We start from the raw sequence: 18,197 nt of genomic DNA, 5'->3' as shown, positions 1-18,197 counted from the left end.
CGGGACTGCGTCAGAGGTTGCGGTCGATGAACTCCATCAACTCCTCCGGCGTGGTGGTGTCGGCAAGGTCGATGCCATGGCTGCCGTTGCCGTTGCCGTTGCCGTTGCCGTTGCCGGCGCCGCGCCCGTGCCAGGTCGTGAGCAGGCTCGTGAGCCTTTCGCTGACCTGTTCGTGGTCGGCCGCCGTCTCGGCCTGCAGCAGCACGGCCAGCCGATCCAGCTCCGCGAGCAGCGTGTCGGTGGCTCCGGGCAGCTCGCCGTCGAGGAACGCGGCGAGTGCCTCCGGTGACGGATAGTCGAACGCGAGGGAGGCGGGCAGCGGCAGACCGGTGCGGGCGGTGAGCCGGTTGCGCAACTCGACCGCGGTGAGCGAATCGAAGCCCAGATCGGTGAAGCTCCGGCGAGCATCGAGCGCGGCGGGCGAGGCGTGGCCGAGCGTCGCGGCGACCTCGGTACGCACCGCGTCGAGCAGCACACTGCGGCGCTCCTCGCCGCCGAGTCCGGTGATCCGGTCCCGCAGCGAGTCCGCCTCTCGCGCAGTGGCTTCGAGCTCCGGCGCGGCAGCGGGGACCAATCCACGCAACACGGCGGGCACCTCGGCCGCGTCCCGCAGCGCCGCACGATTCAGTAGCAGCGGAACGACGAGCGCCGCCTCGGATCCGAGGGCCTCGTCGAACATCGCCAAGCCCTGTTCTGCTCGGATCGCTACCACACCCGTGCGGGCCAGGCGGCGACGATCGGCCTCGTCCAGTTCGCCCGCCATCCCTGCCGTGGCATCCCACAGGCCCCACGCCAGCGAGAGCGCGGGCTGCCCCTGCTCCCTTCTGGTCTCGGCGAGTGCGTCCAGAAACGCGTTCGCGGCAGCGTAATTCGCCTGCCCTGCCGAACCGAGTACGCCGGCGGCGGACGAGAACAGCACGAAGGCCGAGAGACCCATTTCACGGGTGAGCTCGTGCAGATGCCAGGCCGCGTCGGCTTTCGGCGCGAACACAGTACGCAGGCGCTCGCCCGATTGACCGGCCAGCGTGGCGTCGTCGACCAGGCCCGCGCAGTGCACGACCGCGGACAGCGGCCACTGCTCGGGCAGCTCGACCAACAGCCGTGCCAGCGCCGCCCGGTCGGCGACGTCGCACGCCGCGAAGGCCACCTCGGCGCCGAGCGCACTTAATCGAGCGGCCAAACCGTCGGCACCGGGGGCGTCGCCGCCGCGGCGGCTGACCAGCAGCAGCCTGCGAACCCCGTGCGAGCGAACCAGATGCTCGGCGACCAGGCCGCCCAGCGCGCCGCTCGCACCGGTTACCAGCACCGTGCCGTCCCAGGAGACGGCCTCGGCGGCTGGCGGCGCGTGGCGGACCAGCCGCGGCGCATACGCCTGGTGACCGCGCAGCGCGAGCTGCGCCGCACCGGAGGCCGCGGCGGCTGCCAGTCGCGAGGCGTCGCCGTCGGTGTCCACCAGCACCAGTCGGCCGGGGTGCTCGACCTGGGCCGAGCGCACCAGCCCCCACACCGCGGCAGCGGGCAGGCGGCGATCCGGATCGCCGGACCGGAGGCCCTCGGTCACCACGAGCAACCGGGAAGCGGTGCTGGATTGCCGCGCGAGCCAATCCTGCACCGAACGCAGTACCTGTTCGGCTGTGCGCCGGGCCGATTCGGCGAGATCGCCTCGATCCGACGGTCGCACAACGACTTCGAGCACCGTGTCCCCGGGGGGTAGCTCCGTCGCCACCGGCAGCGCGACCGGCTGCCAGTCCAGCCGCAGCGAAGCGGCCCGCGCCGAGCGCGCCAGATCGGCGGAGACCGGCCGCCCGACCAGCGACGCGACCGAGACGAGTGCAGCGCCGGACGCGTCGGCCAGGTCGAGCGAGACCTCGTCCGGCCCGCGGCGAACGAGCCTGACCAGCAGCTCACTACCCGCACGACCGTGCAGTTGCACACCCGACCACTGGAACGGCAGGTTCGCCTGCGCGCCCGCGTCCACCGCGGTGGCGTGCAGCGCGGCATCGAACAGGGCCGGATGTATCGCGAAACCCTCGGTCGCATAGTCGGATCGGATCGAGGCGAACATCTCCTCGCCGCTGCGCCATACCGCACGCAGCCCCCGGAACGCCGGACCGTAGCCGATGCCGATCTCGTCCATCCGCGCGTAGAAGTCGGCGATGTCGACCTGCGTCGCGTCCGCGGGCGGCCAGCGTACCGGCTCGACGGGGCGCTCGTCGGCCGCCGCGGCCAACACGCCGTCGCAGTGCCGCGTCCACGGATCATCGGGCTCGGCGCCCTCCGGCCGGGAGAACACCGCGACCGCCCGGCAGCCTGCCGCGGGCTCGTCGACCTCGACGCGGATCTGCACACCCTCGGTCTCGGTGAGTACCAGGGGGACACCGGTGACGAGCTCCGCCAGCCGCGGGTAGCCGCTGTGGCGTCCCGCGTGCAGCGCCAGATCGACGAACGCCGTGCCAGGGAACAGCACCGCGCCGTGCACGGTGTGGTCGGCCAGCCACGGCTGGGACGGTAGCGATACCCGGCCGGTGAACAGCATCCGATCCGACGACGCAGCGGTCACCGCCGCCTTGAGGATCGGATGGTCCGCGCTGTCTAGCCCCGCCGTGCCCAGATCGATCGACCCGGCGGGCTGGTTGTCGAGCCAGAGGTGCGTGCGCTGGAACGGGTAGGTCGGCAACGGTGTCGGACGGGGGTTCGTTCCGGCGAAGTAGGCGTGCCAGTCCAGACCGACACCGCTGACGACCAGGTGCGCGAGCGCGGTGGCGAGTGCCGCTGGTTCGGGCCGATCGTGCCGCAGCGAGGCGACCGCGGTGCCGGTGACATGTGCGATCAGCGTTGCGGTTGGGCCGATCTCCACATGCACCGCAGGGGCGAAGGCCGCCATCGCGGTCACCGCGTCGGCAAAGCGCACCGCCTGCCGTGCATGCCGGACCCAGTGCTCGGGATCGGCGAGGGTGGTGTCCTCGATCGGCGCTCCCGTGACGGTCGAGACCATGGGGAGCTGCGGTGCCGAGAACGTCAAATCCGCGACGGCGCTGCGGAACTCGTCGAGGATGGGTTCCATCAGCGGGGAGTGGAAGGCATGCGAGACGCGCAGCCACTTGGTCCGATGCCCGTCGAGGCGCGGGCCGATCTCGGTGAGGGCGGCGCGATCACCGGACAGCACCAGGGAATTCGGGCTGTTGATGGCCGCGATGCCGATTCGATCCCGGTATCCGTCCAACAGTGGCAGGACATCGCGCTCGGCGATCTCGACGGCCACCATCGCCCCGCCTTCGGGCAGCGACTGCATCAACCGGCCGCGGACCGCGATGAGAGTGGCCGCGTCGGCGAGGTCGAGCACCCCCGCGACGTGCGCGGCGGCGACCTCGCCGATGGAGTGCCCGGCGACGACGGCGGGCGTGACGCCCCACGATGTCCACAACCGGTAGAGGGCGACCTGCAGCGCGAACAGGGCAGGCTGGGCGTACCCGGTCTGGCTCAACAGATCGGGGTCGGCACCGAAGACGATGTCCCGCAGGGGTTTCGGCAGCTGCGCGTCGAGATGTGCACACACCTCGTCGAACGCTTGTGTGTACACCGGGTAGGCCTCGTAGAGTGCCCGCCCCATGCCGAGCCGCTGGGAACCCTGACCGGAGAACATCATCGCCACCGTGCCCTCGGTGACACGTCCGGTGATCACGGACGGGTGCGTCGTCCCTTCGGCGAGCGCGCGCAGCGCCGCCGTTCGGTCGGTCTCGTCGGAGACGAGGACGATCGCGCGGTCCTCCAGCGCCGCCCGAGTGGTGGCCAGCGACCAGCCGACATCGAGGATCGAGTCGGCGTCGGACAGGTCGTCCGACAGTCGAATCGCCTGGGCCCGCAACGCGGCTGGGCCGCGAGCGGACAGCAGCCACGGTACGACCGGCAGCGCACGCGGTTCGTCGAGTTCGGTGTCGACCGCCGGTGCCTGTTCGAGGATGACGTGGGCGTTGGTGCCGCTGACGCCGAACGCGGAGACACCGACCCGGCGCGGTCGTGCGACAGCTGGCCAGGGCTGGTTTTCGGTGAGGAGCGCGACTTTGCCGGTGTCCCAGTCGACTTCGGGTGTGGGTTGGTCGATGTGCAGGGTGCGGGGGAGGATGCCGTGGCGCATACTCATGATCATTTTGATGACACCGGCGGCGCCTGCGGCGGCTTGGGTGTGGCCGATGTTGGATTTGACCGAACCCAGCCAGAGGGGTTGATCCCGTTCTTGCCCGTAGGTGGCCAGCAGTGCTTGGGCTTCGATGGGGTCGCCGAGTCGTGTTCCGGTGCCGTGGGCTTCGACGGCGTCGATATCGGCCGGGCGCAAGCCCGCGTTGGCCAGTGCTTGGCGGATGACGCGTTGCTGGGACGGTCCGTTGGGTGCGGTGAGGCCATTGGACGCGCCGTCCTGGTTGACCGAGGAGCCGCGCAGGATCGCCAGCACCGGATGACCGTTGCGCCGGGCGTCGGAAAGACGTTCCAGCAGCAGCAGACCGGCGCCTTCGCCCCAGCCGGTGCCATCGGCGGTGGCGGCGAAGGCCTTGCACCGACCGTCCTGCGCCAGCCCGCCCTGCCTGCTGAACTCCACGAACGGGGCGGGCGTCGCCATGATCGTGACGCCACCGGCCAGCGCCATCGAGCATTCACCCGAGCGCAGCGCCTGCGCCGCGAGGTGCACCGCGACCAGCGAGGACGAGCACGCGGTGTCGACGGTGACCGCTGGCCCCTCCAGGCCGAAGACATAAGCCACCCGCCCGGAGGCGACGCTGCCCGCGCTGCCGTTGATCAGATAGCCCTCGACATCGGCGGGCACGTCGGTGAGCCGCGCGCCGTAATCGTGGTACATCACGCCGGCGAAGACGCCGGTCTTGCTGCCGCGCAACGACATCGGGTCGATGCCCGCGCGTTCGAACAGCTCCCAGGAGGTTTCCAGCAGCAACCGCTGCTGCGGGTCCATCGCGAGCGCCTCGCGCGGGGAGATGCCGAACAGGTCCGGATCGAACTCGGCCGCGTCGTAGAGGAACGCGCCCTCGCGCGGCGCGCCCGGATCCCAGCCGCGGTCCGCGGGCATGGCCGATACGGCGTCGCCCGCGGCGGAGATGAACTGCCAGTACGCTTCCGGTGTGCTGGCACCGCCGGGGAACCGGCAGCTCATCGCGACGACGACCACCGGGTCGTCCGCGTGCTGCCCGGCGTGCGCCGGTGCCGGTGCCGGGTCCACGCGTCCGTACAGTGCCTGCTCGATGTGCTCGGCGAGCGCGGTCGGGTTCGGATGGTCGAAGACGATGGTGGCGGGCAGGCGCAGACCGGTCGCGGTGTTGAGCCGGTTGCGCAACTCGACCGCGGCGAGCGAGTCGAAGCCGAGGTCGCGGAACGCGCGCGCCGACGGCACCGCCTCGGGGGTGCCGTGCCCGAGAACCGCTGCGGCGCGGGCACGGACGAGGTCGAGCAGTGCACCCGCCCGGCGGTCGGCGGGGATGTCGGCCAGCGGGTCGGCGTCGTCGTCCTGGCGGGCCGCGGCGCGGCGCACCGGCACGCGGACCAGATCGCGCAGCAGCGGTGGGATCGCGCCGCCCGCCGCGATGAGCGCCGCGGCCTCTACCCGAAGCGGAACCAGCGCGGCGTCTTCGTGTTCGCCACGCCACGCCGCGTCGAACAGCGTGAGGGCGGACTCCGTGCGCATCGCACCGATACCGAGTCCGGCCAGGCGGCGCAGGTCCGCGTCGGTCAGCCCGGAGGTCAGCGCGCTGCGTTCGTCCCACAACCCCCACGCCAGCGCTACCGCGGGCACACCGCGCTGCCTGCGGTAGCGGGCGAGGGCGTCGAGGAATGCGTTCGCCGCCGCGTATCCGGCCTGCCCGGCGGAGCCGAGCACGCCTGCGGCCGAGGAGAACAGGACCAAGCGGCGCACGTCGTGCCGCTCGGTCAGTTCGTGCAGGTGCACCGCGGCGTCGACCTTCGGCCGCAGCACCGTGTCGAGCTGCTCCGGGGTGAGCGACTCGACGACACCGTCCGCGAGCGTCCCCGCGGTGTGTACCACGGCGGTCACCGGATGAGTGGTCTGTAAGGCCTCGAACAGTCTGGTCAGCTCCTGCCGGTCGGCGACGTCGCACGCGACGATCTCCGCCTGCGCACCGGCGGCCCGCAGCTCGGCGAGCAGCTCGGTGGCGCCGTCCGCGCGTGGACCCTGCCTGCTGACGAGCACCAGGCGGCGGACACCGTGTTTGTCGATCAACTGCCGGGCCACCAGCCTGCCGAGAGTTCCGGTGCCGCCGGTGATCAGGACGGTGCCATCGGGATCGATAAGCGCGGCGGGCGCGGTGGCCTCACTCGCGGGAACCAGCCGGGGGAATCGGGGACGGCCATGGCGCACCGCGATCTGCGGCTCGCCGCCGGCCACCGCGAGGGGCAGCCGCTGGTACGAGTCCTCGGCGTCGTCCAGGTCGGCGAGGACGAATCGGCCGGGATGCTCGGTCTGCGCCGACGCGACCAGACCCCAGACGGTTGCGAACCGGGTGGCCGCTGGGTCGTCCGGCAGGACTCGCACCGCGTGCCGGGTGACCAGCACGAGCTGCGAATCGTCGAACAGCGGTTCGGCGAGCCAGTGCCGCAGCAGTTCCGACACCCGCAGCGCCTCGTCGCGTGCGATCGCGGCCGACGGCTCGGTGCGCTCGTCGGGGCGCAGGTCGAGGCGGGCGAACACCAGGCTGGGTAGCTCGGCGTCGTCCTCGTCGAATGCCGCGGCCAGCGCGGCGAGTTCGGCCGCGTCCGACACCTCGACGTGCGAGACGATGTCCGCGGGCACCACCGAGGCAGGCGTGAACACGCTCCATTCGACGCGCAAGAGTGTGTCGGTGCGTCCGGCGCCGAGCCGGGTGAGTCCGGCGAGGTCCACCGGCCGCAGCACCAGCGCCTCGGCCTCGGCGATCAGCACGCCCGCGGTGTCGGTGATCGACAGCCTGGCCTCGGTCCCAGATACCGTGTGCAGGTGCACGAACGCCGCTGTAGCACCGGTCGTGTGCACGCTGAAGTTGCGCCACTCGAACGGCAACACCGAGGGGGCGCCCTCGCGCAGCGGAGTCGCGAGCAGCACGGTCTGCGTGGCTGCGTCGAGCAGCGCCGGATGCAGGGTGAACCGTTCGGCGGCCGCATGTTGCGCTGCGGGCAACGCTATCTCGGCGAATACGTCACGGCCGCTACGCCATACGGCCCGCAACCCCTGGAACGCCGGACCGTAGGAGTAGCCGTGTCCGGCGAAGCGTTCGTACACGGTGTCGATCGGCAGCGGTTCGGCGCCTGGGGCGGGCCGGGCTGTGGAGGTGGCCGCGGCCGGGCGGCCCGAGCGGGTGAGTGTGCCGCTGGCGTGCAGCGTCCACGCGTCCCCTGCGAGCACGTCCTCCGGCCTGGCGTGCACGCTGACCGTGTGGCGGCCGTCGCCGGTCGAGGCGACCCGCACGCGCAGTTGGCTCGCGCCGCGCTCGGGCACCACCAGCGGGGTGGTGAGCGTGAGCTCCTCGACGAGGTCGCAGCCGACCTCATCGCCCGCGCGCACCGCCAGCTCCAGCACCGCCGTACCCGGCAGCAGGAGCACACCCCCGACGGCGTGATCGGCGAGCCACGGGTGGGTGTCGAGCGAGATCCGGCCGGTGAGCAGAACTTCCCGCCCATCCGGTTGGTCGACGCGCGCTGAGAGCAGCGGATGGTTCAGCGGCGTCTGCCCGGCCGCCGCGAGATTCGCAGCGCCGGTGGCCGACTCTTCCATCCAGTAGCGGGTGTGCTGGAAAGGGTAGGTGGGCAATGGGATCGCTCGTGCGCCGGGCAGCTGTGCGGCCCAGTCGACAGCGATGCCGGTGGTCCACGCCGTCGCCGCGGCGGTGAGCAACCGGGGGAGGCCGCCGTCGGCACGGCGCAGCGTCCCGATCGCGGTGACCGCAGGCCCGGATTCCGCGAGAGCCGGAACCAGCACGGGATGCGGGCTCGGCTCGATGAATACGGTGCGGTGCTCGGCGACCAGGGTCTCGACCGTGGGGTGGAACAGCACCGGCTGCCGGAGGTTGCGGAACCAGTAGTCGGCGGTGAGTTCGGTGCCGTCGAGCGGGGTGGCGGTGACAGTGGAGTAGAAGGTGATGTCCCCGGCGCGCGGACGCACCGGTGCCAGCGCCACTTCGAGCTCGGCGCGGATGATTTCGACGCCGGGCGTATGGGAGGCGTAGTCCACCGGGATGCGGCGCAGCCGGACCTCGCGCTGTTCGAGGGTTGTCAGGAGCTGCTCCAGCTGCTGCCGCGGTCCGGCGACCACGGTGGATTGCGGTCCGTTGTGGGCGGCGATGTCCAGGCCGGGATGGTCGGTGAGGAGGTGCTCGACGTCCTCGGCGGGCAGGGCGATGGAGGCCATGCCGCCGTGTCCGGCGAGGCGTTCGCCGATGATCTTGCTGCGCAGGGCGACGATGCGGGCGGCGTCGTCGAGGGTGAGGATGCCTGCGACGGTGGCGGCGGCGATCTCGCCTTGGGAGTGGCCGATGACGGCCGACGGCTCGATGCCGAGCGTGCGCCACACCTCGGTGAGGGCGACCATGATGGCCCACAGGGCGGGCTGTACTACGTCGACGCGGTCCAATGCGGAATGGTCGGTGCGCAGCACCTCGGTGAGTGACCAGTCGACGAATGGTGCGAGTGCGTGTTCGCAGCGGGTGATGGATTCGGCGAAAACCGGTGAGCTGTCCAGGAGTTCGGCGCCCATGCCGGCCCATTGCGAGCCCTGGCCGGGGAAGACGAAGACGATCTTGCCCGCGGCGTCGGCCGTGCCTTCGACGACGTTCTCGGCCGGTGTTCCGTTGGCGAGCGCGGTCAACCCGGCGAGCAGCTGCTCGCGGTCCTCGCCCACGATCACCGCGCGCTGGTCGAGCACGGCGCGGGTGGTGGCCAGCGACCACCCGATGTCGGCCGGGTCCCGGTCGGCGACGGCCAGCAAGCGCCGCGCCTGCTCACGCAGTGCCGCAGCAGTTTTCGCGGAGAGCACCCAGGGCACCGCGACGGGCTCGGGGCGTGGGGTCGCCGGCTCGTCCGTGACGGGCGGCTCTTCGAGGACGACGTGCGCGTTGGTGCCGCTGACGCCGAAGGAGGAGACCGCCGCGCGGCGCGGGCGCCCGTGGCCAGGCCACGCCTGATCCTCGGTCAACAGCCGGACCTGCCCGGCAGCCCAGTCGATCTCGGGGGCGGGCTCGTCGACGTGCAGTGTGCGCGGCAGGACGCCGTGCCGCATGGCCATGATCATTTTGATAATGCCCGCGGCACCGGCGGCGGCCTGGGTGTGGCCGATATTGGATTTGACCGAGCCGAGCCACAGCGGTTGCGTGCGGTCGCGCCCGTAGGCCGCCTGCAACGCGTGCGCCTCGATGGGGTCGCCCAGTCGCGTTCCGGTGCCATGGGCTTCGACGGCATCCACGTCGTCGGGCCGCAGCCCGGCGTTGGCCAGTGCCTGGCGGATGACGCGTTGCTGGGCTGGGCCGTTCGGCGCGGTGAGCCCGTTGGAGGCGCCGTCCTGGTTCACCGCGGACCCGCGTACCACGGCGAGTACCGGCAGCCCGCGGCGCCGGGCCTCGGACAGGCGCGCCACCAGCAGCAGTCCCACGCCCTCGGCGGCGCCGAATCCGTCGGCGTCGCCGGCGAACGCCTTGCACCGGCCATCGGGCGAAAGCCCTTGCTGGCGGCTGAATTCGGTGAACATATGCGGCGTGGACATGATGGCGATGCCGCCGGCCAGCGCGGTGGCGCATTCACCGCGCCGTACCGCCTCGGCGGCGAGGTGCAGTGCCACCAGCGAGGACGAGCACGCCGTGTCGATGGTGACGGCCGGGCCCTCCAGCCCGAAGGTGTAGGAGATGCGGCCCGAGGCGACACTGGGGGTCGCCCCGGTCAGCAGATAACCCGCCAGCTCCTGCGGCGGCTCAGCCAGCCTGGTCTGGTAGTCGTGATAGCTCATGCCGACGAATACGCCGGTATCGCTGCCGTGCAACGACATCGGATCGAGGCCCGCGCGTTCGAAGGCTTCCCAGGCGGTCTCCAGCAGTATCCGCTGCTGTGGATCCATCGCCAGCGCCTCGCGCGGCGAGATCCCGAACAGTGCCGCATCGAAGTCCGCCGCGTCGTGCAGGAATCCACCGCGTCCCGTCACCGAGGTGCCCGGCCCGCCGGGCACCTCGGGGAGCAACCGTGCGAGGTCCCAGCCGCGGTCGGTGGGGAGGTCGCCGATCGCGTCGCCGCCGTCGGCGACCAGTCGCCACAGACCCTCCGGCGAGTCGATCCCGCCCGGATAGCGGCATGCCGCCCCGACGATCACCACCGGGTCCTCGTCGCCCGCCGCCGCGAGCGCGGCAGGTGCCTCGGTCTCGTCCGCGCCGACGAGCACGGACTCGAGATAGCGGGCGACCGCGCCTGCCGTCGGGTAGTCGAACACCAGGCCCGAGGGCAGCCGCACGTCGGCCTCGGCGCCGAGCCGGTTGCGCAATTCCACGCCGGTGAGCGAGTCGAATCCCAGTTCCTGGAACGGCTTTTCGGCCTCGACGTTGTGCGGGTCGGCATGCCCCAGCACGGCGGCGATTTGTGCAAGGACCACCTCGAGCACCGCCGCCGACCGCTGCTTCGGTGGCAATGCGCGCACCCGCGCGGCCAGCCCGGAGCCGGCCTCGTCGTCCCGGCCGCCTGCACCCGCGTCCAGTTGCGCGCGGACCTCGGGCAGCGCCTCGATCAGCGGCCGCCTGCGTGCCTCGGTGTAGGCGAGGAAGAAACGGTCCCACCGGACATCGGCCACCATGACGGTCGCCGGGTCCGCGGCGGTGCCGCCGATGAGCAGCGCCAGCGCGTGGTCGGGTGCCAGCGGCGGCACACCGTGGCGGCGCAACCGGTCCTCGACGCCGCCGACCGCGGCCATGCCGTCGCCCGCCCACGGGCCCCACGCGTAGGAGGTGGCGGGCAGGCCGAGGCCCCTGCGGTGTTCGGCGAGTGCGTCCAGATAGGCGTTGCCTGGCGCGTAGCCGCCCTGCCCCGGAATGCCGAGCACGCCGGAGATCGAAGAGAACAGGACGAATTCGGCCAACTCCAGGCCCGCGGTGAGTTCGTGCAGGTGTCGCGCGCCCTCGGCCTTCACCCGCAGCACTCGGTCGAGCTGGTCGACGGTGAGGGAGTCGACCACCGCGTCGTCGAGCAGGCCTGCGGCGTGGACGACCGAGGTCACCGGGAACCGGTCGAGCAGCTGTGCCACCGCGTCCCGGTCGCCCACGTCGCACGCCACGATGCTGACTTCGGCACCGAGGGAACGCAATTCGGCGGCCAGCTCCTCCGCGCCCGGTGCCTGCGGGCCGCGGCGACCGGCGAGCACGAGATGGCGCACGCCCTCGACGGCGAATCGTCGAGCGACGTGTGCGCCGAGCGCACCGGTGCCACCGGTGATGAGCACCGTGTCTCGTGCCACGGGCGAGGCTGTGCTGGGTGCGGCCGTGGCGTGCACCAAACGCCGTGCGAAAATCCCGGATTCACGAATGGCGACTTGATCCTCGGTGCGCTGGGCCAGCACCGCGAGCAGCCGCTCGATCGCCCGATCATCGGGCGCGGCGGTGACGTCGACGAGCCCGCCCCAGCGCTCAGGCTGCTCCAGCGCGACGACTCGCCCGAGCCCCCACACCTGGCTCTGCGCGGGATTACGCAGGCCGTCGGTCCGGTGCACCGTGACCGCACCCGATGTCAGGATCCACAGCGGCGCTTCGAATCCGGCATCGGCGAGCGCGTGGACCACCGTCAGTGTCGCCGCAGTGCCCGCCGAAACGGCGGCGCTGCCCGGATTCGGCGTCTCGTCGAGTGCAAAGAGGGACAGCACGCCGTCCACCTGCTGCGGAAGAAGCTCGCGCAGTGCAGCGCGATCCGTTGCGCCCGGCCGCAACTCGACGACCTGTGCGCCGCCCGCGCGCAGCGCCGCCCGCACCGCCGGTGCCCAGGCGGGTTCGTGCGCGGCGGACGGGGCGAGCACGAGCCACGTACCGGCCGGTGCCCCACCGGCGATCGTGGTTGCCGGTGTCCACTGGACCGTGTACCGCAGGGCGTCGAGGTCCCCACGCGCGCGGCGTGCTTCGCGCCAGCGTGCCAGCGCGGGCGTCGCCTGGGCGAGCCAGTCGGGCCGGTTCTCGGGCAGACCGAGCATCGTCGCGACCGTGTCGGTGTCGTCGGACTCAACCGCCGCCCAGAACCCGGTGTCGTCGGATTCGGCGGCCGCCGGTTGCACCGCACTGTCGAGCCAGTAGCGACTGCGCTGGAAGGGGTAGGTGGGCAAGGGGATTCGGCGGGCCGCGGGGAACTGCGCGGGCCAGTCGACGGGGGCGCCGTGCGCCCAGAGGTGTGCGGCGGCGGCGAGCAGGTCGACGCGGGAACCTTGGTCACGGCGCAGCGTGCCGACGGTGCTGACGGCAGTGTCGACCGCGTCCGCGGTGTCCTGGATGGCCGCGGTGAGTACGGGGTGTGGGCTCGGTTCGATGAAGGTGGTGTGGGTCGGCAGCAGGGACTCGACCACGGGGTGGAACAGGACGGTCTGGCGGAGGTTGCGGAACCAGTAGTCGGCGGTGAGTTCGGTGCCGTCGAGGCGGGTGCCGGTGACGGTGGAGTAGAACGCGATGCGGCTCTGTCGCGGGGCGATCTGCGCGAGTGCCGCGTCCAGCGCGGCGCGGATGCTGTCGACATGTGCGGTGTGCGAGGCATAGTCGACGGGGATGCGGCGCACCCGGATCGCGCGTTGTTCGAGGACCGAGAGCAGTTCTGCCAGCGGCTGCTGCGCTCCGGCGACCACGGTGGATTGCGGTCCGTTGTGGGCGGCGATGTCCAGGCCGGGATGGTCGGTGAGGAGGTGCTCGACGTCCTTGGCGGGCAGGGCGATGGAGGCCATGCCGCCGTGTCCGGCGAGGCGTTCGCCGATGATCTTGCTGCGCAGGGCGACGATGCGGGCGGCGTCGTCGAGGGTGAGGATGCCTGCGACGGTGGCGGCGGCGATCTCGCCTTGGGAGTGGCCGATGACGGCCGACGGCTCGATGCCGAGCGTGCGCCACACCTCGGTGAGGGCGACCATGATGGCCCACAGGGCGGGCTGTACTACGTCGACGCGGTCCAATGCGGAATGGTCGGTGCGCAGCACCTCGGTGAGTGACCAGTCGACGAATGGTGCGAGCGCGTGTTCGCAGCGGGTGATGGATTCGGCGAAAACCGGTGAGCTGTCCAGGAGTTCGGCGCCCATGCCGGCCCATTGCGAACCCTGGCCGGGGAAAACGAACACCACATCGCGCACCGTCCGCGCCGCACCGCGAACGAGCTCTGGATGCGGCCGCCCCGCGCCGAGCGCGTCCAGCGCCGCGGCGCGCTCGGTGGTGTTCGCGCCGAAAACGGCAGCGCGCCATCCGAATACCGAGCGCGCGGTGGCGAGCGTGGCACCGACCGCGACCGGATCGGGCGTATCCTGCTCGCGCAGATAAACACTCAGCTGCCGCGCCTGGGCACGCAGCGCAGTCTCGTCGACGGCCGACAGCAGCCACGGCGCGGCGAGCTCGTGATCGGTCGCACCGTCGCGTGGTTCGGTCGTCGGAGCCTCGACGGGCGGCTGTTCCAATACCACGTGGGCGTTGGTGCCGCTGATGCCGAAGGACGAGACCCCGGCGCGTCGTGGCCTCCGGTGTTCGGGCCAGGGCTGCTGCTCGGCCAGCAGTCGGACCGCGCCCGCGGACCAGTCGACGTGGGTGGTCGGCGCATCGATGTGCAGTGTGCGCGGCAGCACGCCATGCCGCATGGCCATGACCATCTTGATCACGCCCGCGACACCGGCCGCGGCCTGACTGTGGCCGATATTGGACTTGATCGAGCCGAGCCACAGCGGTTGCGCGCGGTCCGTGCCGTAGGTGGCGAGCAGCGCTTGGGCCTCGATCGGGTCGCCGAGTCGCGTCCCGGTGCCGTGCGCTTCGACGGCGTCCACGTCCGCGGGGCGCAGCCCGGCCGAGGCGAGGGCCTGGCGGATAACCCGTTGCTGGGACGGGCCATTGGGCGCGGTGAGGCCGTTGGAGGCGCCGTCCTGATTGATCGCCGAGCCGCGCACTATCGCGAGCACCGGATGGTTGTTGCGCCGGGCGTCGGAGAGGCGTTCGACTAGAAGCAGACCGACGCCCTCGGCCCAGCCGGTGCCGTCGGCGCTGTCGGCGAACGCCTTACAGCGACCGTCCGGCGACAACCCGCCCTGCCTGCTGAACTCGACGAAGATACCGGGGGAGCTCATGACGGTCACGCCGCCGGCCAACGCCATCGAGCATTCACCGCGCCGCACCGCCTCCGCGGCGAGGTGCAGGGCGACCAGCGACGACGAACACGCCGTGTCGACGGTGACGGCGGGACCCTCCAGCCCGAGCGCGTAGGCCACCCGGCCCGAGGCCACGCTGCCGGTGGTGCCGGTCAGCCGGTAGCCATCGGTACCGTCGGACGGTTCGTGCAAGCGCGGACCGTAATCCTGGGCCATCGCACCGATGAACACCCCGGTGTGGCTGCCGCGCAGCGTCTGCGGGTCGATGCCGGTGCGTTCCAGTGCCTCCCAGGCGGTTTCCAGCAGCAGCCGCTGCTGTGGGTCCATGGCGAGCGCCTCGCGCGGGGAGATGCCGAAGAACGCCGCGTCGAATTCGGCCGCATCGTAGAGGAATCCGCCCCGAGAGGTCACCGAGGCGCCCACGCCGTCGAGATCCCAGCCGCGGTCCGCGGGGAAGGCGCCGATCACGTCCCGCTCGGTGGCGACCAGCCGCCACAGTTCCTCCGGCGAGGACACCCCGCCCGGGTAGCGGCAGGCCATGCCGACGATCACCACCGGATCGTCGTCGTCGGCCACCGCGCGGGCCTGCGCGACCGGGGCAGCGGCGGACGTGCCCCGCACCCGTTCCTCCAGATGGACGGCCAGGGCCAGAGGTGTCGGATAGTCGAAGACCGCGGTCGGCGGCAGGGCGACCCCGGTCGCCCTGGCCAGGTCGGCGCACAGCGTCGCCCCGACGATCGAGGTCAGCCCCTGCGACCGGAACGGTGCCGTGTCCTCGACCGCGCCGGGAGCGTCGAAGCCCAACGCCACCGCGGTGTGCCTGCGCACCATGTCGAGCAGCACATCACGCAGGTGCTCGGTGCCCGCCTCGCGCAGGCGCAGTGCCAGCGCCGACATGTCCTGCGCCACTGCGGCGTCGAGGGTGTCGAACCAGTGATGCGTGCGTTGGAAGGGGTAGGTGGGCAACGGTACTCGGCGCGTGCCGGTGCCGAGCACCGTGGTCCAGTCGATCGCGACCCCGGCGTTCCAGGCCTCGGCGGCCGAGTTCAGTAGCCGGGTGCGGCTGCCCTCGTCGCGCCGCAGGGTGCCGATCGCCGCGACCGGCACCGCGGCCGCCTCGGCCGTTTCCTGAACGCGGACCGTGAGCACCGCATGCGGGCTCGGTTCGATGAACGTCGCGTGCCGTCGCAGCAACGCCGTCACGACGGGTTCGAACAGGACCGGCTCGCGCAGGTTGCGGCACCAGTACGCCGCGGTCAACTCGGTGCCGTCGAGGGCGCCGCCGGTGACGGTGGAGTGGAAGGCGATCTCCCCGGCCCGAGGCGTGATCGGCCCGAGGGCGTCGAGCAATTCATCGGTGACGGCGTCGACGTAGGCCGAGTGCGAGGCGTAGTCGACGGGCACTCGCCGCACCCGGACCGCGCGGTTCTCCAGCAGCTCGAGCAGTCGTTCGAGTGGTTCGGACGGGCCGCTGACCACGACCGACCTCGGCCCGTTGAGCGCCGCGAGGCCGACCTCGGGGTAATCGCCGAGAACCGAGCGCAGCTCGTCGGCGGACAGCGCGACCGTCGCCATGCCGCCCCGGCCCGCGAGGTGCGTGGCGATGATCCGGCTGCGCAACGCGACCACGCGCGCCCCGTCGGAAAGCGAGAGGATTCCCGCCACACACGCGGCGGCGATCTCACCCTGCGAGTGACCGACGACCGCTGCCGGGCGCACCCCGAGCGATCGCCACACGTCCGACAACGCGATCATTACCGCCCACAGCGCGGGCTGCACCACGTCGACCCGGTCCAGCGAGGCGGCGGGCCCGACGCCACGCAGCACTTCGGTGAGTGACCAGTCCACGAACGGCGAAAGGGCGTTCGCACACCGATCTATCGATGCGGCGAATACTGTTGAGGAGTCGAGTAATTCGGCCGCCATGCCGACCCACTGCGAGCCCTGACCTGGAAAGACGAACACCGGGTCGACCGTGCCGACCACCCGGCCGAGCGACACCGAGGCGGCAGGCTCGCTCGACGCGACCGCGGCGAGCCCGTCGAGCGCCGCGTCGACGGCGTCGCGATGGGGCGCGAGCACCACGGCGCGGTGCTCGAATCGTGAACGGGCGGTGATCAACGACCGGCCCACGTCGAGCAGGTCCGAACCGTGCTCCAGCGCGGCGGCGAGCCCGGAAGCCTGCGCGCGTAAGGCTGCCGCACTGGCGGCCGAAAGTACCAGCGGCACCGGCGTCGGCGCGGCGGCCGAGTCGTCGGCCCGGCGCACCTGCACCGGCGGTGGCGCGGAAACCGCGACGTGGCAGTTGGTTCCGCCGACGCCGAAGGAGCTCACCCCGAACACTGCCGCCGTGTCCGGCATCGGCTCGGTGGCCGTCTGGACGCGCAGATTCAGCGCATCGAGCGGGATCGCCGGGTTGGGTGTGCGGAAATCCGCGGTGGGGACCAGTGTTCCGGCGCGCACGCAAAGCGCGGCCTTGATGAAACCGGCGATTCCCGCTGCGGCCTCGAGGTGGCCGATATTCGATTTGATGGACCCGACCCGCAGCGGGTCGCCCGCCTCGCGCGCCGCACCGATCACCGCGCCCAGCGCGGCGGCCTCGACCGGGTCACCGGCCGCGGTGCCGGTGCCGTGCAGCTCGAGGTTGCCCACCGTGGCGGGGTCGATCTCCGCGAGCCGGTAGGCGGCCCGGATCGCCGCGGCCTGCCCCTCGACGGTCGGCGTCGAAAGGTGATCGCCGCCACCGTCATTGGTCACGGCGCTGCCACGGATGACACAGTAGATGTCGTCGCCGTCGGCCAGCGCCGCGGCCAGCGGCTTCAGCACGACGGCACCGCCGCCCTCACCCTGGGCGAAACCATTGGCGCGCGCGTCGAATACGTGGCAGCGGCCGTCCGGGGACAGCGCCCCGATCCGGTGCGCGGCGATGGCGTGGTGCGGGGTGAGCCGCAGGTTGACGCCGCCGGCGATGGCGATGGAGCACTCGTCGCGGCGCAGGCTCGCCGCGGCGAGGTGGACGGCGACCAGCGATGAGGCCTGCCCGGCATCGACGATGAGGCTTGGGCCCTTCGCCTGCAGGAAGTACGACACCCGATTGGCCACGATGGAGCGCTGGGACCCGGTGAAGGTGTACGGGGTGATCGTGTCGGCGCCCCGGCCGCGCACGAGGGTGGTGTAGTCGTCCCCGGCCACCCCGACGAACACACCGGCCCTGGTGCCTGCTACCGATCGATCCGGAATCCCGGCGTCCTCCAGCGCTTCCCAGCTCAGCTCCAGCATCAGCCGCTGCTGCGGGTCCATCATCGCGGCCTCCGCCGGTGACACCCGGAAGAAGTCGGCATCGAACCCAGCCACGTCGTCGAGGAAGGCGCCGCGCCGGATGATGTCGGCCTCGGCCTCGGACACACCCGCCAGTGCGTCGGGTGCCCAGCGTCCGTCCGGGACCGGTGTCTCGACGGCGGTTCCGGACGTCAGCAGCGACCACAAGGCGTCCGGGCTCGCCGCGCCGGGAAACCGGCAAGCGATTCCGACCACAGCGATGTCACCGTCGATAGGCAGCGGCATCTACTTCCCCCTTCGTGGGTTCGTGTCGACTCGGAGACCGATCGTGTCGTCTCGCGTCGGCGGCGCGGCGGCGTAATTCGAATGAAGAATTACGCCGCCGTGGCGAAAGCGGAGGCTCGACGCGATGTTTCGCATCGAACGTCGATCACCGATTGAGCGGTGTCGGCGGACCGGCGAGAGTTGTCTCTTTCTAATAATTTCTACTGAATACGGACCCGTCGGTAAAGTGGACCTTCGTACACGCAAATCAGGCTGTGTACAAAAGTTCAGTTACCCTGTCCCAAAGTCCAATTGGCGGGAATTCCGA

At 71.5% G+C, this 18,197-nt stretch carries 1 protein-coding gene; it reads right to left on the bottom strand.

The window, feature by feature from the left end; genetic code table 11:
- Nucleotides 1–10: 10 nt before the first annotated feature.
- On the bottom strand, nucleotides 11–17,890 hold the full coding sequence (locus DMB37_RS03630) for a type I polyketide synthase (protein ID WP_135231454.1): 17,880 nt from the start codon (nucleotides 17,888–17,890) through the stop codon (nucleotides 11–13).
- Between the last annotated feature and the right edge of the window lie 307 nt (nucleotides 17,891–18,197).

It is taken from the genome of Nocardia sp. CS682, assembly GCF_004634405.1.
Classification (GTDB): Bacteria; Actinomycetota; Actinomycetes; order Mycobacteriales; family Mycobacteriaceae; genus Nocardia; species Nocardia ninae.
Note: the sequence above shows the minus strand (reverse complement) of the source record. Positions and strands in the feature narration are given on the sequence as shown.